The organism is Lysobacter sp. CA199 (assembly GCF_052078715.1).
GTDB lineage: Bacteria > Pseudomonadota > Gammaproteobacteria > Xanthomonadales > Xanthomonadaceae > Lysobacter.
This window is the reverse complement of record NZ_JBQJIL010000002.1, coordinates 353,365-373,906: the sequence shown is the minus strand read 5'-3', so window position 1 is coordinate 373,906 and position 20,542 is coordinate 353,365. Positions and strand designations below refer to the sequence as shown.

The 20,542-nt window shown below is 66.3% G+C and carries 19 protein-coding genes; 6 read left to right on the top strand and 13 right to left on the bottom strand.

The genetic code is table 11. From position 1 onward, the window contains the following. Window positions 1-4: 4 nt before the first annotated feature. Window positions 5-1,204, bottom strand: coding sequence for an MFS transporter (locus tag ACTOWJ_RS04345; protein WP_441333367.1), 1,200 nt, complete (start codon window positions 1,202-1,204; stop codon window positions 5-7). A 115-nt stretch (window positions 1,205-1,319) separates the two neighbouring features. On the opposite strand from ACTOWJ_RS04345, the gene ACTOWJ_RS04340 reads away from it, so the two are divergent. Beyond that, window positions 1,320-1,538: a hypothetical protein gene (locus ACTOWJ_RS04340; RefSeq protein WP_441333366.1), complete on the top strand. Its 219-nt coding sequence runs from the start codon at window positions 1,320-1,322 to the stop codon at window positions 1,536-1,538. Window positions 1,539-1,592: 54 nt separating this feature from the next. Here ACTOWJ_RS04340 and ACTOWJ_RS04335 read toward each other — a convergent pair whose 3' ends face one another. The 12 genes from ACTOWJ_RS04335 to ACTOWJ_RS04280 all read right to left on the bottom strand — a co-directional run bounded on the left by ACTOWJ_RS04335 (window position 1,593) and on the right by ACTOWJ_RS04280 (window position 12,968). After that, on the bottom strand, window positions 1,593-2,279 hold the full coding sequence (locus ACTOWJ_RS04335; protein WP_441333365.1) for a DUF2461 domain-containing protein: 687 nt from the start codon (window positions 2,277-2,279) through the stop codon (window positions 1,593-1,595). A gap of 170 nt (window positions 2,280-2,449) precedes the next feature. Continuing rightward, window positions 2,450-3,901, bottom strand: coding sequence for an exodeoxyribonuclease I (gene sbcB / locus ACTOWJ_RS04330; RefSeq protein WP_441333364.1), 1,452 nt, complete (start codon window positions 3,899-3,901; stop codon window positions 2,450-2,452). Between the two features lie 2 nt (window positions 3,902-3,903). Continuing rightward, the gene (locus ACTOWJ_RS04325) at window positions 3,904-5,274 is read right to left on the bottom strand and encodes an FAD-dependent oxidoreductase (RefSeq protein ID WP_441333363.1); all 1,371 of its coding nucleotides are present in this window, start codon (window positions 5,272-5,274) and stop codon (window positions 3,904-3,906) included. A 118-nt stretch (window positions 5,275-5,392) separates the two neighbouring features. Next, complete coding sequence (locus ACTOWJ_RS04320) at window positions 5,393-5,629, bottom strand: GIY-YIG nuclease family protein (protein ID WP_441333362.1); 237 nt, start codon at window positions 5,627-5,629, stop codon at window positions 5,393-5,395. A gap of 138 nt (window positions 5,630-5,767) precedes the next feature. Continuing rightward, window positions 5,768-7,054, bottom strand: coding sequence for a kynureninase (kynU, locus tag ACTOWJ_RS04315; RefSeq protein ID WP_441333361.1), 1,287 nt, complete (start codon window positions 7,052-7,054; stop codon window positions 5,768-5,770). Between the two features lie 4 nt (window positions 7,055-7,058). Continuing rightward, complete coding sequence (locus tag ACTOWJ_RS04310) at window positions 7,059-7,427, bottom strand: 5-carboxymethyl-2-hydroxymuconate Delta-isomerase (RefSeq protein WP_441333360.1); 369 nt, start codon at window positions 7,425-7,427, stop codon at window positions 7,059-7,061. A gap of 25 nt (window positions 7,428-7,452) precedes the next feature. Beyond that, on the bottom strand, window positions 7,453-8,463 hold the full coding sequence (locus ACTOWJ_RS04305; protein ID WP_441333359.1) for an amidohydrolase family protein: 1,011 nt from the start codon (window positions 8,461-8,463) through the stop codon (window positions 7,453-7,455). 9 nt (window positions 8,464-8,472) lie between these two features. After that, window positions 8,473-9,852, bottom strand: coding sequence for an amidohydrolase family protein (locus ACTOWJ_RS04300; RefSeq protein ID WP_441333358.1), 1,380 nt, complete (start codon window positions 9,850-9,852; stop codon window positions 8,473-8,475). 7 nt (window positions 9,853-9,859) lie between these two features. Further along, complete coding sequence (locus tag ACTOWJ_RS04295) at window positions 9,860-10,405, bottom strand: 3-hydroxyanthranilate 3,4-dioxygenase (RefSeq protein WP_441333357.1); 546 nt, start codon at window positions 10,403-10,405, stop codon at window positions 9,860-9,862. A gap of 4 nt (window positions 10,406-10,409) precedes the next feature. Continuing rightward, complete coding sequence (locus ACTOWJ_RS04290; RefSeq protein ID WP_441333356.1) at window positions 10,410-10,862, bottom strand: RidA family protein; 453 nt, start codon at window positions 10,860-10,862, stop codon at window positions 10,410-10,412. Then, window positions 10,859-11,533 (bottom strand): carbonate dehydratase, encoded by a 675-nt coding sequence (can, locus tag ACTOWJ_RS04285; RefSeq protein WP_441333355.1) that lies wholly within the window; start codon window positions 11,531-11,533, stop codon window positions 10,859-10,861. Before can ends, ACTOWJ_RS04290 begins: the two co-directional genes overlap by 4 nt. Window positions 11,534-11,540: 7 nt before the next feature. Then, window positions 11,541-12,968, bottom strand: a complete 1,428-nt coding sequence (locus tag ACTOWJ_RS04280; protein ID WP_441333354.1) for an aldehyde dehydrogenase — start codon at window positions 12,966-12,968, stop codon at window positions 11,541-11,543. Window positions 12,969-13,752: 784 nt separating this feature from the next. Between ACTOWJ_RS04280 and ACTOWJ_RS04275 the strand changes: the two genes are divergently transcribed. The 5 genes from ACTOWJ_RS04275 (at window position 13,753) to ACTOWJ_RS04255 (ending at window position 20,432) form a co-directional block, all read left to right on the top strand. Next, entirely contained in the window at window positions 13,753-15,381 is a 1,629-nt protein-coding gene (locus ACTOWJ_RS04275) for a TldD/PmbA family protein (RefSeq protein WP_441333353.1), read from the top strand. Between the two features lie 20 nt (window positions 15,382-15,401). Continuing rightward, window positions 15,402-16,736 (top strand): TldD/PmbA family protein, encoded by a 1,335-nt coding sequence (locus ACTOWJ_RS04270; protein ID WP_441333352.1) that lies wholly within the window; start codon window positions 15,402-15,404, stop codon window positions 16,734-16,736. A 76-nt stretch (window positions 16,737-16,812) separates the two neighbouring features. Next, entirely contained in the window at window positions 16,813-18,438 is a 1,626-nt protein-coding gene (locus ACTOWJ_RS04265) for a TldD/PmbA family protein (protein ID WP_441333351.1), read from the top strand. A gap of 92 nt (window positions 18,439-18,530) precedes the next feature. Continuing rightward, a complete protein-coding gene (locus tag ACTOWJ_RS04260; protein WP_441333492.1) occupies window positions 18,531-19,205 on the top strand; it encodes a DUF4159 domain-containing protein in 675 nt (224 codons plus the stop codon). 216 nt (window positions 19,206-19,421) lie between these two features. Continuing rightward, window positions 19,422-20,432: an AAA family ATPase gene (locus ACTOWJ_RS04255; protein ID WP_441333350.1), complete on the top strand. Its 1,011-nt coding sequence runs from the start codon at window positions 19,422-19,424 to the stop codon at window positions 20,430-20,432. The last annotated feature ends 110 nt before the right edge of the window (window positions 20,433-20,542 follow it).

Here is a 20,542-nt window from a genome sequence, read left to right as displayed (position 1 = left end):
GAATTCACGCCGCCGTCGACGGCGATACCCGCGCGTATCGATGCGCGGCCATGTGCACGCCCAGGGCCAGCAAGGCGCAGGCCGCGCCGGCCAGAAACGCGTACTTGCCACCGCCGTGCTGCCAGGCGAAGGCAGCCATGCCGGCGCCGAGCACGCCCCCGATGCCGCCGCTGAAGCCGTACAACATGCCCTGCGCCGAAGCCATGTCGCGCCGCGCGGGAAACAGTTCGGCCATGCGCCGCATGCAGCCGGCGTGGAAGGCGGCGAAACTCAGCGAGTGGCCGGTCTGCACCAGCGCCATCCAGACGAAGGAATCGGCGAAGAACGCCACCAGGATCCAGCGCAGCGAGGTGGCGATCAGGCAGGCGGCCATCAGCTTGTGCGCGCCGAAGCGCTGCACCAACCGCGGCGCCTGCCAGAACATCGCGATCTCGCAGATCACGCCGATCGCCCAGAGCACTCCGACCGCGAAACCGTCGTGGCCGTGCGCCTGCAACTGCAGGGTATAGAAGACGTAGAACGGGCCGAAGCCCAGTTGCATCAACATCGCCGTGCACAACAGCCGGCGCGTGCCGGGACGCCGCCACAACTGTTCGCGAGGCGCGCCGGTCTGCTCAGGCGGCGACGGCGGATCGGCGCGGTGCAACCACGCGGCGGCCACGGTCAACAGCAGCCAAGGCAGGGTCAGCCAGACGAAGGCGTCGTTGCCGAGCCGGTCGAGCAGCCAGCCGTAACTCGCGGCGACCACCAGGAAGCCGACCGATCCCCACATGCGGATCTTGCCGTAGTCGTGATTGCGCGTGCCCAGTGCGTTCAAGGTCATCGCCTCGAACTGCGGCATCACCGCGTTGAAGAACAGCGCGAACGCGCCCATCACCACGAATAGCATCGCGCCGCCGTCGAACCAACCGAAGTTGGCGAACGCAAGCGCAGCCACCAGACACCCCGCCACCAGCCAACTCCCCGGCGCCTTACTCCGCGCCACCCCTCTGGCCCAGGTAGGCGGCGCCAGAATCCGCCCTCCGTACCAAAGCGCCAACATCGCTCCGACCGCATAGGCCCCATGCCCGTTGGCGCTGACCCAGCGGCCGATATAGGGCGTGTAGGCGCCGAGCGCGCCGTAATAGCCGAGGTAGAACAGCGCGTAACGGCGGAATTCGGCGGTGGACAAGCGCGAGCTCGGCGGCGAGCGGGACAGGCGCATACGATAGCCGAAGCCGCCCCTGGCCCGTTACGCGTTCGCTCGCATTGCTCCACGGCGATGGGGTACGCTCGATCTGCCGACAATGACGTCGGTATCGATGCAAGGAGACGCAACGATGCGCAACAAGAAGTTGATTGCCGCCCTGGCCCTGAGCCTGTGCGCGATTGCCACCGCTGCCTGGGCGGTACCGCCGGTGTACGTCGGCGAGGTGCACGAGTACTACCAGAATGGTCAGGTGGTCGGCTGGGCCCAGCGCGACTGCAGGGGCCGCCTCACTCAAGGCGGGATCGTGACCGACGAGGTCGGGATCAGTTATCTGGTCTGTCCGAACTGAGCCCAAGAAAGTTTCGACCGCCGCGGGCGCCGTGCGCGCCCGCGGCTTCAAACGTCAGAACTCCAGATCCAACGCCGCGCACAGATAGTCGGTGAACGGCGCCAGCCCGGCCAGATCCTTCTCCAGGGTCTTGAGCAGACGCGGACCGGTCATGGTCTCGTCGTCGATCGCGCGCAGGGCGACGAAGTTCTTGCGCCGCAGATCCTCGGCGAATTCGAACTCGGCCGGGAAGCCGCGCGGGGCGCGGGTGAGCATTTCGCTGTCGTCCAGATCGAAACGCCTGCGGAACTTGGGATCGTGCGCCGCGGCCTTCCAACTGCCGGGATTGTCGAGCACGAAGTGGCGGATCTTGCGCAGCGAATCGGGCTGCGGATGCCACACGCCGGAGGCGATGAAACATTCGCCGCCCTGTAGATGCAGATAGAACGAGGGCGCCTCGATCTGGCGGCTGCGCTCGTGGAACAGGCGCGCGCCCTGCCAATTCTTGTACGGCGTCTTGTCGTTGGCGAACCGGGTGTCGCGGTGGATGCGGAACAACGAGCCGCCGACGTTCTTGGGCTCGCTGCGGTAATGCGGGCTGATTTCCGCGAGCGCCGGCTGCAGGTCGCCGAGCAGTTGCAGGAACGGCCCGCGCACGTGCTCCTCATAGGCGCTCTTGTGCGCATGGAACCATTCGCGGTTGTTGTTGCGCGCCAGCGAGCGCAGGAACTTGAAGCTGGCGTCGGAGAAGTATCGGCTCATGCGGTGGTCTCAAGAACGGGGAGCGCGGAAGCGAACGCGTCGGCGACGCGCCGGCGTGCCGCCGACGTACCGCCGGGACGGCTCGTGCTGATTACGGGGCTGTCCATGGAGATGGCGGCCGTCGGCGCGATTCCAAGCGTTCGCGGATCGATTCGCTCATCGCCGCGTCCTCAGCCTGCAGCGTTCAGATCGCGGTCGATCTCGCCGGCCCAAGCTTCCAGCCGGTCGAGCAGCACTTGCTTGGCGCCGTCTTCGCCGGCCAAGGCACGGGCTTGCTGCAGCTCGGCGCGGAAACGCTCGAAGCTGTATTCGGACAGGCCCGACTCGGTGTACAGACGGCGGCGCCGGTATTCGTTCCAACGCTCGCGTTCGTCAGCGTCCAGGCTGTGCGGCCAGTTGCGTGCGCGGTAACGGAACAGCAATTCGGGCAGGCGCGCATCGCGGAAGTCGAAGCGGGCGCCGGCCAGCGCCTCGGGCGCGGTACTGCGCACGTTGCGGAACAAGCGCTTGTCGCCGTCGCCGATGAAGGCGTCGTAGAGCGAAGCATCGACATCCGACGGCGCGCGGGCCGCGTCGGTGGCGTACACCCGGCGTACTTTCTCGACCAGTTCCTGGCCCGCTTCGCGGATCTGCGCGGCGTGGCGTTCGGTCAGGGCCGGATCGATCTGCAACCGCGCAAAATCGGCCGGACGCAGATGGTTCCAGGCGATCAGGGCCGGGCATCGGTTCAGATGCACTTCCTTGAGCGCGACGCGTTCTTCGCCCTCGGGCAGGTCGGCGGCCGGGGTGTAGAGGCGGTCGGCGATCGCCTCCGGCGCCAGGGTCAGCAGGGCCTGCGGATCCTGGGCCAGATCGAACACCAATACGCGATTGTCGATGCGCGGATGCCGGGCCAGCGGAATCACCGGCGCCGCGCACAGCCGCGCGGCCGGATAACGCTGCGAGACGTGCAGCACCGGCGTCATCGCGATCACGTCGAGCAGGCTCGCGGCGAAACGCTTGTCGCGCAGGCGCAGCGCGTAGTCCCACAACTTGGGCTGGGCCTGCTTGAACTTGCGCGCGATGCCGATCAGGGCGCGCACGTCCGACAACGCCTCGTGCGCGTCGCCTATCCGCACTTCGTTGGCGCTGGCCAGGTGTTCGAGCTTGAACGAAGTCGCCCCGTCCTCGCGCTTGGGCCAGATCACCCCGTCCGGGCGCAGCGCATGCGCCAGCCGCAGCACGTCGAGCAAGTCCCAGCGCGAGTTGCCGCCGCGCCATTCGCGTTCGTAAGGATCGTAGAAATTGCGGAACAGGCCGTGGCGCACGAACTCGTCATCGAAACGCAGCGAGTTGTAACCGACGCTGCAGGTTTCCGGCCGCGCCATTTCCTCGAAGATCAGGGCGAATATCTCCGCCTCGCCGACGCCGTCGCGCAGCGCGTCCTGCGGGGCGATGCCGGTGATCAAGGTGGCCGCGGGCGAGGGCAGCAGGTCGTCGGCGGGTTTGACGAACACGCTGATCGGCGCTTCGATCTCGTTGAGGTCGGCGTCGGTGCGCATCGCCGCGAACTGGGCGATACGGGTCGTGCGCGGATCGGCGCCGAAGGTTTCCAGGTCGTAGAACAGAAAGCTGGCGGGCATGGTCAATCGTCCGCGGGCAGTGGGGTCAGGCGATCGCGCACCGCCGCATCGACCGCGTCCCAATCCAGCGTGTCCAGGCTGGCATGGCCGCGGGTCAGCTCGATCAGCAGTTCGCGCTGGCGCTGGCCGCGTTCGAAGGCGACTTCATAGGGCATGCGGTGAAACGTCACCATCGCGTAGCGCGGCATGAAGCGATCGGGATGGCGTTCGGCCAAGCTACGTTCCAGCGCCCGCTGCAGCAGGTAGTCGTCGTCGTCGACGCGGTCGCGCATTTCCAGATAATTCTCCAGCGCCATCGCCTGGATCGCGCGCGCACTGGGTAAGCGCTGCTTCTGGAAATCGGCGAAGGCGCGGGCGCGGTCGCCGTCGGCGAGCAAGCGCTCGGCCAGGGCGACGCAGTCCTCGAACGCGCAGTTCATGCCCTGGCCGTGGAAAGGCACCATCGCATGCGCGGCATCGCCGAGCAGTACCGCGCGTTCGTCCAGGTGCCAGCGCTCCAGGTACAAGGTCGCCAACAGACCGGTCGGATTGTTTTCGAAGTCGTGCTCCAGTTGCGGGATCAGCGGCAGCGCGTCGGCGAAGTCGCGTTCGAACAGGGCGCGCGCCTGGGCGCCGGTGCGGATGCTGTCGAAGCCGGGGTCGCCCTCGTTGGGCAGGAACAAAGTGACGGTGAAGGTGCGCTCGTCGTTGGGCAGCGCGATGCACATGTAGCGGCCGCGTGGCCAGATGTGCAGGGCGTTGGGTTCGACGCTGAAGCCGCCGTCGGGCGAGGGCGGGATTTCCAGTTCCTTGTAGGAATGGCCCAGAAACTCGGTGCGTTCGCCCAGGTCCGAGGCCCGGTTCATCGCCCTGCGCAAGGCCGAGCCCGCACCGTCGGCGCCGACCAGACTGTCGAAGCCGATCTCGTGCGTGCTCCCGTCGCGATCGTCGCTGAAGCGGGCAATGCGGGCGTCGAAATCGACCGAGTTCAAGCCGCGGTGGAAATGCAGCCGGGCACCGGCTTCCTCGGCGATCTGCAGCAGGATCAGATTGAGCTCGCCGCGGTGTACCGACCAGATGACCTCGCTGTCGTCGCGGCCGTAGCGCTGCAGATCGGTGCGCCCGTCGAGAAAGTGCACCATGCGTCCGCGCATCATCACCGCCTGGGCCATGACCGTCTGGTCCGCGCCGGCCAGCCGCAGCGCATGGCGCCCGCGTTCGGCCAGGGCCAGATTGATCGAGCGGCCGCCGGCGTAACCCTTCAAGCGCGGATCGCCGCGCTTTTCGTACACATCGACCTGCCAGCCTTGGCGGGCGAGCAGGGTGGCCAGCAGCGCACCGGCGAGGCCAGCGCCGATGAGGGTGATGTGGTTGGCCTTTTCGGTGGTGTTCAAGGCGCCGTGTCCGTGGTTTCGATAGGTGAATGAAGCGAAGACTTCGATGGCGGGAATGTGGCGCGCGACTTCGCAACCACAAGGCCGTCATTCCCGCGAAGGCGGGAATCCAGAGACTTCAGCGGGTACTTACGATGTCTGGCCATAAAACCCGCCAATCCGGGTTGGACTCCTCAATCAAGCGAATCTTCCACTCTCGATTCCATTTCTTCAGTCGCTTCTCTCGAAGAATGGCGCTTTCCATTGTTTCATGCATTTCATGCCAAACCAGTCGATTCACGTCGTAGCGTTCGGTAAACCCTTCTGTTACATGTTCTCGATGTTGCCATATCCGTTGCACCAGGTCGGAGGTCACGCCGATGTACAAAGTGCCGTGTCTTGCACTGGCCAGGATGTATACGGCGGGAGACCTGGACACATCGGCCTCACTCTGGATTCCCGCCTTCGCGGGAATGACGGTAGGAGGAGGTGTCGCGTCCGATCGTTAAGAGCATCAACCCGCTCTCCACGCGCCGACTGCCTCAGTAAACCGCAACACATCCGCATGCGTGTTGTACAACGGCGCGGGCGAGATGCGGATCACATCCGGCTCGCGCCAATCGCCGAGCACGCCGTGTTCGGCCAAGTATTCGAACAGCGCGCGGCCCGCGGCGCGTCCGCTCAGGCCGCGGCCGCCGATCACCCGCAGCGACAGCTGGCAACCGCGTTGCGAGGCCTGCGCCGGGGTCACGATGTCGAGGGTGTCGCTCAGACGATCGCGGATCAGGGTTTCCAGGTAACCGGTCAGGCGCTGCGACTTCTCGCGCAAGGCGCGCATGCCGACCCGGTCGAACAGTTCCAGCGAAGCGCGCAGCGGCGCCAGACCCAGGATCGGTGGATTGCTGAGCTGCCAGCCGTCGGCGCCCGCGGTCGGTACGAATTGCGGCCCCATGCGGAAGCGGGTCGAGGTTTCATGCCCCCACCAGCCGGCGAAGCGCGGCCGATCGCTGTGCGCGTGGCGTTCGTGCACGAAGCAGCCGGCGACCGCGCCCGGGCCCGAGTTCAGATATTTGTAGTGGCACCACACCGCGAAATCCACGCCGCTGTCGTGCAGGGCCAGATCCAGATTGCCCGCGCCATGAGCGAGGTCGAAGCCGCATACCGCGCCCTGCGCATGCGTCAGACGCGCGATCTGCGCCAGATCGAAGGCCTGGCCGGTGCGGTACTGCACGCCCGGCCACAGCACCAGCGCCAGGCGCGGGCCGTGCTCGGCGATGGTGCGCTCGATGCTGGCCATCGAGATCAATCCACCCGGCTCGTCGGGCTGCAGTTCGATCAGATCGGTGTCCGGATCGAAACCGTGAAAGGCGATCTGCGAGGCGACGGCATAGCGGTCGGAAGGAAACGAACCGGCTTCGATCAGGATCGCCGAACGCTCGCGGGTCGGGCGATAGAAGCTCACCATCATCAGATGCAGGTTGGCGGTGAGCGAGTTCATCGCCACCACTTCGTGCGGCTGCGCGCCGACCACCCGCGCCAGGGGTTCGCGTACCAGTTCGTGATACGGCAGCCACTGCGCCCGGCCGGTGAAGTGGCCTTCGACCGCCTCCATCGCCCACTTGTCCATGACTTCCTCGACATGCGCGCGCGCGCCGCGCGGTTGCAGGCCGAGCGAGTTGCCGACGAAATAGGCCTGTTCCCGATCGTGGTGGCGCGGAATCAGGAACTCATCGCGCAGCGTCGGCAGCGGATCGGCGGCGTCGAGCGCGGCGGCGTGGGCGGGAGCATGCAGGTCGGTCATGGGATCAGGGCAGGTTCGCTGCGAAGGCGTGCTTGGTGTAGGCGCCGGCGTCGAGTTCGTCGACTTCCACGCACAGTTGCGATTCGGGGTGATGGGCGGGCAGCAGTTCGCGCAATACGCTCAACACGGTATCCGACAAGGCCTTGCGCAACGCCGCGTCGCGCCCGGGCAGGACCTTGAGTTGCGCGTGGACGAAACCGCGCCCGCTCTCGGCGGTGCCGATGCGGTAACGATCCAGGCGCAGCGCGCGGCTCTTGATGTCGGCTTCGTTGAAATGGCCGCTGTCGGCCAGGGCCTGATTGATCCGCGCCAGCGCCCGGTCCGGATCGAAACCCTCGAGATTGGCGGTGTAGTGCAAGATCAGATGCGGCATCGGGGCGTCGTCGATCCGGTGTGCGCTAGATGAAACGCGACTTCGACAGGCCCAGCCATTCCAGCGCGGTGCCGTGATACAGCCGCGCCTGATCTGCTTCGTTCAAGCTCAGCGAAGCGATGCCGGCGCCGGGCGTCTGTTCGCCGAGCGGGAAGGGGTAGTCGGTGCCCAGCATTACCCGCGACACGCTGCAGGTGTCGAGCAGATACTGCAGTGCGCGCGGATCGGCCACCCACGAGTCGAAGTAGAACTGCGACAGGTAATCGCGCGGATTGCGCGGGTTGTCGGTCGCGACCAGGTCCGGGCGCATATTGAAGCCGTGCTCGATCCGGCCGATGGTGTAGGGGAAGCTGCCGCCGCCATGGGCCAGGCAGATCTTGAGCTTGGGCAAGCGCTCCAGCACGCCGCCGAACACCAGACAGCAGGCCGCGCGCGATTGCTCGGCCGGCATGCCGACCAACCACGGCAGCCAGTACTTGGGCATGCTCGGCGTTCCCATCATGTCCCAGGGATGGACCAGGATCGCCGCGCCCAGATCGGCGGCGGCTTCGAAGAACTCGAACAGCTCCGGCGCGTCGAGGTTCCAGTCGTTGACGTGGCTGCCGATCTGGCAGCCCTGCAGGCCGAGCTGGTCCATACAGCGCTCCAACTCCTGCACGGCCAAGCGCGGCGATTGCAGCGGTACCGTGCCCAGGCCGGCGTAATGGCGCGAGTAATCGCGGCAGGCCTGGGCCATGTGATCGTTGAGCGCCTGATGCAGCTCCAATGCCTGATTGGCCTTGGCCCAGTAACTGAACATCACCGGCACGGTGCTGATGACCTGCACTTGCACGCCGAAGCGCGAGTAATCGTCGATGCGTTCCTGCGGATCCCAGGTCTTGGACCAAATCTCGCGAAAGAACTTGCCGTCTTTGTAAATGCGATGGCGCCCGTCGTCGGTGTGATGGATCACCGGAAAGCGATCGTCGCCGAACTTGCGCGCCAGATCGGGCCAGTCGCGCGGCAGGTAATGGGCATGGGTGTCGATCTTGAGCATGCGGGCAGTCTACTTGGACGGTGCCGGCGCCGACGATTCGGCGGCCGGTTCGGCGCAGTCGCGCAGGCAGGCGATGTGGCCGTGCTTCATCACCATACGCATGCCTTGCAGGTACGAAGCGTCGCGTTGCGGATCGCCCGCGACGGCGATCAGATCGGCGCGATAGCCCGTGCGCAGCCGGCCCAGTTCCGCGCCCAGGCCCAACGCATCGGCGTTGCCGACCGTGGCCGCGCGCAGCGCCTGGGGCAGCGGCACGCCGGATTCCGCGTACAGCGCGATCTCGCGCGCGGTCGCGCTCGGCTCGAAGCTGGGGCCGCCGTCGGTGCCCAGCGCCAGCGGCACGCCCGCGCGCCAGGCGCGTCCCGGTCCGGCCTTGGCCGCTTCGGTCCAGCGTCGCAGATCTTCCGGGCCGCGACCGTCGCGGCCGCCGGCGAACATGCTCAACTTCGAGGCCACGTGATCGGCGACGAAGGCGGTCGGCACCAGATACGCCCGATGCTTCTTGAACAAAGCCACGGAGGCGTCGTCGAAATAGGTGCCGTGCTCGATGGTGCGCGCGCCCGAACGCAGCGCCAGGTTGATCGCCGCAGTGCTGTGCGCATGCGCGGCGACCGGCCGTCCGGCCTGGCGCGCGGCGGCGACGGCGCTTTCGACTTCGTCCTCGAACATATCCGGCGCGGCCTGAGGCTGGCCGCCGGCTTCGCGTCCCGAACCGGATACGGTGAGCTTGATCCAGTCCGCGCCGTCCTCGATGTTCTCGCGCACCGCGCGCCGGCACGATTCCGAGCCGTCGCAGGCGGCCGGCGCATAGTCGATCTCGCCAGGGCCGGCGCGTTTGGCGCCATGGCCGCCGCTGCGCGAGACGATCCGTCCGGCGGCGAGGATGCGTGGCCCTTGCAGATCTCCCCGATCGATCGCGTCGCGCACGGCATAAGTGACGCCGCTGTTGTCGCCGACATCGCGCACGGTGGTGATGCCGGCGCGCAACAGGCGCCTGGCGTAGGCCGCGGTCGCCAGCGCCATCCGCGCCGGCGAGGCGAAGGTGACCGGATCGACATCGCTGTCGATGGCCAGGTGCATGTGCACGTCGATCAGGCCCGGCAGCACATGCGCATCGGACAGATCGATCACCCGCGCGCCCGGTTCGATGTTCGGCTCCAGACCGGGCTGGAGCCGGGCCACGCGCCCGTCGCGGATCACCAGGGTGTGCGCGCCCAAAGTCGGCTCGCCGGGTTCTGCGATCAGATGGCCGGCGAGCACCACGGTGGTTTCGGCGACCGGCGCCGGCGGCGCGATCGAGACCGCGTTGGCGTGGACGATGCTCAACGGCAGCGCGGCGACGAGCAAGGCGGGCAGCCGGCGCAGCGCAAACGGCAGAGGTGCCTTCATCGGCGACTCAAGTGTCCGGCATCACATAGCGCGCGGGCGCCGGATTGAGATGACCGCATTGCTGGCAGGTGCGGTGCTCGCGAGACGAATAAAAACGCTCGAACACCGGCGGAAAGTCGGTTTCGATATTGCGCAGGTGGAAATACTCTTCATAGATCTTGTGGTTGCATTGCTCGCAGAACCACAGTAGACCGTCGTCTTCGTGCGGCAGGCGCTTGCGCTCGATCACCAGCCCGATCGAGTCGGGCATGCGCTGCGGCGAGTGCGGCACCCGCGCGGGCAACAGGAAGGTCTCGCCGGCGCGGATCGGAATATCGCGCACCGCGACACTGCCGTCGGAAAGCGTGTCTTGAATGCGCAGCACCATCTCGCCTTCGAGCTGATAGAACCACTCCGGGCCTTCGTCCCAGTGGTAATCGGTGCGCTGATTCGGCCCGCCGACCACCATCACGATGAAATCGCCGACATAGATGACCTTGTTGCCGACCGGCGGCTTGAGCAGATGCCGGTGTTCTTCGATCCATGAGGCGAGGTTGATCGGTCCGGGAAGCATGGCCTTACTCCGCTGCGGCGCCGGATGGGCGCGTGGCTGGCAAATGCGCGACGCATTTGAGTTCGATCGCGATCGGCGTGGGCAGGGCGGTGATGCCTACGGTGGTCCGGCACGGGGCGCGGTCGATATCGGGGAAATACTCTGCCCACACGGCGTTGTAGGCGGTGAAATCGCGGGCCATGTCGGTCAGGTAGACGGTGACGTCGACCAGATCGTCCCAGCCGGCGTCGCTGGCCTGGAGCACCGCGCGCACGTTGGCGAACACCGAACGGCATTGCAGGTCGATGTCGTAGGCGATCAGGCGGCCTTGGGCGTCGTGCACGTTGCCCGGGATCGCGTTGCTGGCTGCGTCGCGCGGACCGATGCCCGACAGGAACAGCAGCTCGCCGACCCGGCGCGCATGCGGATACAGGCCGACCGGTCGCGGTGCGTTGCCGGTGCGCACCGAGTCGCTCATCGCGGCGAACCGCCGTGGGTGGAGTGGACCTTGGCGATCGCGCGGTCGTACGCCGGTTGCAGATTCTCGAACGCGTCCACGTTCATGCCGGTGTCGTGCACGCGGCCGTTGCGCAGGCTGTAGACCCAGCCGTGCACGCTCAGCGGCTGGCCGCGCGACCAGGCGTCGCGGACGATGGTGGTCAGGCAGACGTTCTGCACCTGTTCGATCGCATTGAGTTCGCACAGGCGGTCGTGGCGTTCGCTTTCGTGGGCATGGGCCATGCAGTCGCCGTGCTTGTCGGCGACGTCGCTGACGTGGCGCAGCCAGTTGTCGGCCAGGCCCACGCGCACGCCGTGCAGGGCCGCGTGCACGCCGCCGCAGCCGTAGTGGCCGACCACCAGGATGTGCTTGACCTTGAGCACGTCGACCGCGTACTGGATCACCGACAGGCAATTCAGATCGGTATGCACCACCACGTTGGCGATGTTGCGATGGACGAACACCTCGCCCGGGGCCATGTCGATGATCTGGTTGGCCGGCACCCGCGAGTCCGAGCAGCCGATCCACAGATACTCCGGCGCCTGTTGGTGCGAGAGGCGGTCGAAGAATTCGGGATCCTCGGCATTGACGCGTTTGGACCACTCCCTGTTGCGCTCGAGCAGGTCTTCGAGATTGATATTGGAACTCATGCAGCGGTCATCCCAGGTGGAGGCCGACGTTCTTGGCGTCGGTGAAAAAACGCATCGCCTCGAAACCGCCTTCGCGGCCGAGGCCGGACGCGCCGGTGCCGCCGAACGGCGTGCGCAGGTCGCGTTGCAGCCAGGTGTTGATCCAGACCATGCCGACCTGGAGGCGCGCGGCCAGGCGGTGAGCGCGGTTGAGGTCGCAGGTCCACAGCGAGGCGCACAGACCGTAGTCGCTGGCGTTGGCCAGGCTCAACGCGTGCTCATCGTCGTCGAAGGGTTGCAAGGTCGCGACCGGGCCGAAGATTTCCTCGCGGTTGCTCGCGCAATCCGGGCCCAGCCCTTCGATCAGGGTCGGCGCGACAAACCAGCCGGGCCGGTCGAGCGCGGCGCCGCCGCACAGTATGCGACCGCCTTCATGACGGGCGCGGGCCAGGGCCGCCACGACTTTGTCGAAATGCGCCTGCGAGACCAACGGACCGAGCGAGGTGGTTTCATCCGACGGATCGCCGATCTTGAGCGCGTCGGCGCGTTCGACCAGCGCGTCGCGGACCTCGGCGTAGATCGAACGCTCGATCAGGATGCGCGAGCCGCACAGACAGATCTGCCCGGAGTTCTGGAACGCCGAACGCACCAGCGTGTCGAGATTCGCGCGCCAATCGCTGTCGGCGAAGATCAGGGTCGGATTCTTGCCGCCCAGTTCCAGCGAGACCTTGCGCAACAGCGGCGCGGCGATCGCGGCGATGTGCCGGCCGACCGCGGTGCTGCCGGTGAACGACACCGCGCGCACGGCCGGGTGGCCGACCAGCGGTTCGCCGACCTGCGGGCCCAGTCCCTGAACGATGTTCAGCACCCCGCGCGGGAAACCGATCTGCGCGCACAACTCGCCGAGCATCGCCGCGGTGGCCGGGGTCACTTCGGAGGGCTTGGCGACCACGGTATTGCCCGCGGCCAGCGCCGGCGCGATCTTCCAGGTGAACAGGTACAGCGGCAGGTTCCACGGCGAGATCGCCGCGACCACGCCCAGCGGCGCGCGCAGGGTGTAGTTGAGACCGGCCTGGCCGTGGTGGGATTGGCTGTCGAACTGGGTCGCGGCCTGGGCGTAGAAGCGCAGGTTGGAGACGGCGCGCGGAATCTCGGCGTCACGGGCGAGCCGGATCGGTTTGCCGCCGTCGCGCGATTCGGCCCGGGCGAATTCGTCCAGACGATCTTCCAGGGCCGAAGCCAGGACATCGAGCCAACGCGCGCGTTCGCTGTGGGGCAGGCCGGACCAGGCCGGGAACGCCGCCTGCGCCGCGGCGACCGCGGCTTCGACCTCCTCGGCGCCGCCGGCCGCGACCTGCGCGTACGGCTGCGCATTGGCCGGATCGTGGACATCGAGCCAACGCCCGCTGGCCGCATCGCGCGGCTCGCCGTCGATCCAGTGCCGGAATCTGTGCATGCGCCAAGCTTAACGCGTGGGGGTGACGGCGCCCATAGCGCGGCCTGGCGGCGGTTGGCCCAGCGCGGCGGGATCGAGGCGGATTGCGACCGCGATGGCGATGGGCGGACAGCGATGGGCGACACGGTTCGTTGTGGCGCGGGTTTCGAGGCGAGCTGAGCCGGCTCGGATCGGATCGCGCAAGCGCGAAGGCTCAGGGGCTTAGCCCCGACTCGGGAGTTGGAGGATGGCCGGCTCCGGGTGTCGGGCCTGAAGGCCCTCCCACAAAAGACTTCGGGCTTGCCTGCTTCGCGCCGAAAATGTCCACGTATGGGGCGGGCGGACGACATGGTTGCGAACGGACGAGTCGCAGCGAATGAGCAAGGCCGCCGCTGGCAGTGAATGAGCAGGGCCGCCACGGACGCTGGATGTCCCGCGAATCTCCGAGGTCTTTTGTGGGAGGGGCTTGAGCCCCGACACGTTCGTCTCAGTTCTCCGCGCCGGATCGGAAAACACCGGGCGCCAGGAACGTTCCACGAAAGGCTCGCGGCTCGGACCGTCACGCGAGCGGAGTTTGCCGATCGAGGCCGCAACGATCGTCATAGGTCGAAAGTCATGCCCGATCGATGCGGCGATGCGCGATTCGCGCCGATTGCGCGTCGTCGATCGCGCGAAGCCGGGCGACCACTGCCTCACGGCACTTGACGCGCAACTTCGACGCTGCGCACATTCCGGCGGGGTCACTTTCTTCCATTGCCTGGCGAACGCCGCGCGCGCTCGCGGGCCACAACGGCGGGACCAACACGTGGATAGACGCAACTTCCTGGGCATGTCCGGACTCGGCATCGCCGGACTCATGATTCCCTTCGGCAATCTGATCGCCGCCGAAGACCTGTTGGCGCCGCTGGATGTGGCCAAGAAGAAGGTGTGGGCGGACGCCGCGCTCAACGCGGCGCGAGGCGCCGGCGCGAGCTATTGCGACGTGCGTATCGGCCGTTATCTGCGCCAGTTCGTGATCACGCGCGAAGACAAGGTCCAGAACGTGACCAATGTCGAATCCACCGGCATCGGCATCCGCGTGCTGGTCGACGGCGCCTGGGGCTTCGCCGCGACCAACCAGCTCAACAACGACGCCATCGCCAAGGCCGCGCAGCAGGCCGCCGCGATCGCCCGCGCCAACGCCAAGAGCCAGACCGCCAAGGTGCAACTGGCCAAGGCGCCGGGCGTGGGCGAGATCAGCTGGAAGACGCCGATCCGCAAGAACTCGATGGCCGTGCCGCTCAAGGACAAGGCCGAGCTGCTGCTCGGGGTCAATGCCGCGGCGATCAACGCCGGCGCCAACTTCGTCAACTCGATGCTGTTCCTGGTCAACGAGCAGAAATACTTCGCCTCCACCGACGGCTCCTACATCGATCAGGACGTGCACCGGGTCTGGGCGCCGATGACGATCACCGCGATCGACAAGGCCAGCGGCAAGTTCCGCACCCGCCAGGGCCTGTCCTCGCCGATGGGCATGGGCTTCGAGTATCTCGACGGCGACGCTTCGGGCAAGGTCGTCTCGCCCAACGGCGTGGTGAACTACCACAAGTCCTACGACATGCTCGGCGACGCGGTCGCCGCGGCCAAGCAGGCGCGCGAGAAACTCACCGCGCCCTCGGTCAAGCCGGGCAAGTACGATCTGGTGCTCGACCCCTCGCACACTTGGCTCACCATCCACGAGTCCATCGGCCATCCGCTCGAACTCGACCGCGTGCTGGGCTACGAGGCCAACTACGCCGGCACCAGTTTCGCCACGCTCGACAAGCGCGAATCCGGCTTCAAGTACGGCAGCGACCTGGTCACCGTGTTCGCCGACAAGACCCAGACCGGCAGCCTGGGCGCGGTCGGTTTCGACGACGAGGGAGTCAAGACCAAGCGCTGGGATCTGATCAAGGACGGCATCCTGGTCGATTACCAGACCATCCGCGATCAGGCCCACATCCTGGGCAAGACCGAGTCCGACGGCTGCTGCTACGCCGATTCGTGGTCCTCAGTGCAGTTCCAGCGCATGGCCAACGTCTCGCTGGCGGCCGGCAAGAACAAGCTCAGCGTCGCCGACATGATCAAGGACGTGGAGAACGGCATCTACATCATCGGCGACGGTTCGTTCTCGATCGATCAGCAGCGCTACAACGCCCAGTTCGGCGGCCAGCTGTTCTATGAGATCAAGAACGGCAAGATCACCGGCATGCTCGAGGACGTGGCCTACCAGATCCGCACGCCCGAGTTCTGGAACTCCTGCGTGGCGGTGTGCGACGAGAGCGATTACCGTCTGGGCGGCTCGTTCTTCGACGGCAAGGGGCAACCGGGCCAGGTCTCGGCGGTCTCGCACGGTTCCAGCACGGCGCGGTTCAACGGCGTCAACGTCATCAACACCGCCCGCAAGCTCGGCTGACCGGCACAGGAGAATTCCACATGAGCATTTTCAGCGAAGCCCAATCCAAGACCCTCCTCGACAAGGTCATCGCCCTGTCCAAGGCCGACGAATGCACCGCGGTGTTGACCGGCGCGATCGAAGGCAACGTGCGTTTCGCCCTCAACAACATCTCCACCAGCGGCATCGTCAGCGACGTCAGCCTGGCGGTGCAGGTGGCGTTCGGCAAGCGCGTGGGCACGGCCACCATCAACGAATTCGACGACTCCGCGCTGGAACGGGTGGTGCGCCGGGCCGAAGATCTGGCGCGGCTGGCGCCGGAGAACCCGGAGTTCATCCCGGCCATCGACAAGCAGAACTACACCGCCAGCCCGACCTTCAGCGCGGCCACCGCGGCGATCACGCCCGAGTACCGCGCCAAGGTCGCCGCCGATTCGATCGCCCCTTGCCGCGACAACAAGCTCACCGCCGCCGGCTTCCTCGAGGACGGCCAGAGCTTCGTCGCCTTCGCCAACAGCAAGGGCAACTTCGGTTACCAGACCGCGACCAGCTTCAACTACACCTGTACGGTGCGCACCGACGACGGCCGCGGTTCGGGCTGGGTCGGCCGCAATCTCAAGGATTCCTCCGAATTCAAGGGCGATGCCGACGTGCGCGTGGCGATGCGCAAGGCGACCGAATCGGCCGAGGCCAAGGCGCTGGAACCCGGCAAGTACACGGTGATCCTGGAGCCGCACGCGGCCGCCGGGCTGATCTCGTTCATGATGAATTTCTTCGACGCGCGCCAGGCCGATGAAGGCCGCAGCTTCCTGTCCAAGAAAGGCGGCGGCAACAAGCTCGGCGAACAGGTCTATGACACCCGCGTCAACATCACCGCCGACCCCTGGGATCCGCGCGCGCCGGTGATGCCCTGGGATCAGGAAGGCCTGCCGCGCGAGAAGATGGCGGTGATCGAGAACGGCAAGGTCGCATCCTTGCGCTACTCGCGCTATTGGGCGCAGAAGCAGGGCAAGAAGGCGGTCGGCGCGCCGGGCAATCTGTTGATGGCCGGCGGCGACAAGTCCACCGCCGACCTGATCAAGGGCACCCAGAAGGGCATCCTGGTCACCCGCACCTGGTACATCCGCATGGTCGATCCGCAGACCGTGCTGCTGACCGGTCTGACCCGCGACGGCACCTTCTACATCGAGAACGGGGTCATCAAGCATCCGGTGAAGAATTTCCGCTTCAACGAATCGCCGGTGATCATGCTCAACAACATCGAGGAACTCGGACGTCCGGTGCGCGTGGCCGGCGACGAGTCCGGTTTCGTGATGATGATCCCGCCGATGAAGCTGCGCGATTTCACCTTCACCTCGCTGTCGGACGCGGTCTGACGTTTCCTGGTCGGGCGGCGGATCGACCGGTCCGCCGCCCGCGCGCCCCTTCGACCACGACGAGGCCGATTCACCCGTGCAACGACGCGACTTTCTCAGTTTCACCGGCTTAGGGTTGGCCGGTCTCATGTTGCCCTACGGCCGCAGCATCGCCGCCGAGGCGATGCTGGAACCGGCCGACATCGTCCAGCGCCGCCGCTTGGCCGACATCGCCCTGAGCGCGGCGCGCGAAGGCGGGGCGAGCTATTGCGACGTCCGCATCGGCCGCTACCTGCGGCAATCGGTGATCACCCGCGAGGCGCAGGTGCGCAACATCGTCAACGCCGAATCGGCCGGGGTGGGCATCCGCGTGTTGTGCGAAGGCGCATGGGGTTTCGCCGCCACCGCCAACCCGAACGCCGATACGGTCGCCGCGGCGACCCGCCAGGCCCTGGCCATCGCCCGCGCCAATGCGCGCGTGCAGACCCGCAAGGTCGAGCTGGCGCCGGTAGCTGGCGTGGGCGAGGTGCGTTGGGCCACGCCGGTGCGCAAGAACGCGATGGCGGTGCCGATCAAGGAAAAGGTCGAGCTGCTGCTCGGGATCAACGCGGCCGCGCTCAAGGCCGGCGCGGACTACTTCAATTCGACCCTGTTCGTAGTCAACGAACAAAAGTACTTCGCCTCCACCGACGGCAGCTACATCGATCAGGACGTGCACCGCATCTGGCTGCCGCTGACCGCCACCGCGGTCGACAAGGCCAGCGGCAAGTTCCGCACTCGCGACGGTCTGTCGGCGCCGATGGGCCTGGGCTACGAATACCTGGACGCCGATCCGGCCGGCAAGGTCGTGCTGCCCGGCGGGCTGACCGGCTACGGCCGTTCCTACGATGTGATGGAGGACGCGGTCGCGACCGCGCGCCACGCCCGCGCCAAGCTCAAGGCGCCGTCGGTCAAACCGGGCAAGTACGATCTGGTGCTGGACCCGTCCAACCTGTTTCTGACCATCCACGAGAACGTTGGCCATCCGCTCGAGCTCGATCGCGTGCTCGGCTACGAGGCCAACTACGCCGGCACCAGCTTCGCCACCCTCGACAAGCGCGATCAGGCCTATCGCTACGGCAGCGAACGGGTGAACTTCGTCGCCGACAAGACCCGCCCGGGCAGCCTGGGCGCGGTGGGCTACGACGACGAGGGCGTGAAGACCCGCGAATGGGATCTGATCCGCGACGGCATCCTGGTCGATTACCAGGCCACCCGCGACGAAGCGCATTTGCTCGGCCACAAGCAATCGCACGGCTGCAGCTACGCCGATTCCTGGTCCAGCGTGCAGTTCCAGCGCATGGCCAATGTCTCGCTCAAGCCCGGCAAACAATCGCTGAGCGTGGCCGAGATGATCAAGGACGTCGAGCATGGGCTGTACGTGCACGGACGCGGCTCGTATTCGATCGACCAGCAGCGCTACAACGCCCAGTTCGGCGGGCAGCTGTTCTTCGAGATCAAGAACGGGCAGGTGGCCGGCATGATCGAGGACGCGGCCTATCAAATCCGCACGCCGGAGTTCTGGAACGCCTGCGTGGCGGTGTGCGATGAGCGCGATTTCCGTCTCGGCGGTTCGTTCTTCGACGGCAAGGGCCAGCCGAGCCAGGTGTCGGCGGTCTCGCACGGCTCCAGCACGACCCGCTTCAACGGCATCAACATCATCAACACCGCGCGTGCGCTGTAGGCGATGGCGTTGATGCGACACTCGCTCGGGTCTGTGGGCCGCGCATCGGCGCGGGGCAGAGCGACGTGAACCGCGCGCAGTTCCTGCGCCTGATGCTGGCCGGCGCGGCCGGCGCCTGGCTGTCGCGCACGCCGCTGGCGCACGCCGCGGCCGACTACGACTTCTGGTTCACCCGGTTGAAGTACGACTCCGGCGACTGGGACGTCGACCAGCGCATGCCGGCGAACCTGATCACCTCGCTGATCGATTACACCAATCTGCGGGTGGATCCGAAGGAACACGTGCTGGCGCTGGCCGATCCCAAGATGTTGACCGCGCCGTTCTGTTATCTGGCCGGGCACAAGCTGGTGGAATTCAATCCGGACGAGCGGCGCAATTTCGAGCGTTACGTGCGCAACGGCGGCTTCGTGTTCGTCGACGATTGCAACCACGACATCGACGGCCTGTTCGCCAAGTCCTTCGAAGCGCAGATGGCGAAGATATTCGGGTCCAAGGCGCTCAAGCGCTTGCCGAAGAATCACCCGATCTACCGCAGCTTCTTCGTCTTCGACGGCCCGCCGGCGACCGGATTCGAACTCAACGGCTGGGGCGACGATCTGGTCCACGATTACCTGCAGGGCATCCACATCGACGGCCGGCTCGGCCTGCTGTACAGCAACAAAGACTACGGTTGCGAATGGGACTACGACTGGCGCAACAAGCGGTTTCTGGCCGAGGACAATACGAAGTTCGGGGTCAATATCGTGATGTATGCGTTGAATTCGTGATTAGAGGCTCGGGATTCGGGATTCGGGATTCAGGATTCGAAAACGACGTCGTGCTGTTGCCTCCTTTGTAGAGGGGGCGGCGACCGCGAAGCGGGTGAGGGGGATTTGCTTTTGCTGCCGTTGTTGCAAAAGCAAATCCCCCCTTACCCCCCTTTTTCAAAGGGGGAATAGGTTAGGTGGTTTAGGTCGGGTTTTGGCATCGGGAGTGTTATAGGCATGAGTAATCAACCAACAGGCGCGGCCGTCGAAGCGCAACTGCAAGCGCAACTTGCCCGCCTGGGCGAACTGCGCAGCGCGATCGCCCAGGCGATCGTCGGCCAGGACGAAGTGGTCGAACAACTGCTGATCGGCCTGCTCGCCGGCGGCCACTGCCTGCTCGAAGGCGTACCCGGGCTCGGCAAGACCCTGCTGGTGCGTTCGCTGGGCCAAGCGCTGGAGCTGCAGTTCCGTCGCGTGCAATTCACTCCCGACCTGATGCCCAGCGACATTCTCGGCACCGAATTGCTCGAAGAGGATCATGGCACCGGCCATCGCCATTTCCGCTTCCAGCCCGGGCCGATCTTCACCAACCTGTTGCTCGCCGACGAACTCAACCGCACCCCGCCCAAGACCCAGGCCGCGTTGCTGGAAGCGATGCAGGAACGCACGGTCAGCTACGCCGGCGTGACCCATTCGCTGCCGGCGCCGTTCTTCGTGCTGGCTACCCAGAATCCGCTCGAACAAGCCGGCACCTATCCCTTGCCGGAAGCGCAGTTGGACCGTTTCCTGCTGCATATCCGCGTGGGTTATCCGAGCGAGCGCGAGGAGCACGACATCCTGCTGCAGACGACCGGTTCGCACAGCGCGCAGGTGCCGCGGGTGATGGGCGGCGAGGACGTGCTCGCGCTGCAGGCGCGCGTGCGCGAGGTGCATCTGGGCGAGGATCTGTTGTTGTGGGTGACGCGTCTGGTGCGTGCCAGCCGTCCGGACGAGCGCTCCATTGCCGAGGTGCGGCAATGGGTCAAGTGGGGCGCCGGCCCGCGCGCCGGCCAGTCGCTGGTGCTCGCGGCCAAGGCGCGCGCGTTGCTGCACGGACGTTTCGCCGCAACCCGCGAGGACATCGTCGCCCTGGCCGGGCCGGTGATGCGTCATCGCTTGTTGTTGTCGTTCGCAGCCGAGGCCGAGAACAAAAGCGCCGACGACGTGATCGTCGCCTTGCTGCACGGCGTGCCGTACACCGCTGACTGACGCGATGAGCGCCGCCCCGGGTAAATCGCTTATCGCATTCCCTCCTTTGGAAAAGGGGGGGCAGGAGGGATTTGCTTTTGCAACTACAACAGCAAAAGCAAAAGCAAATC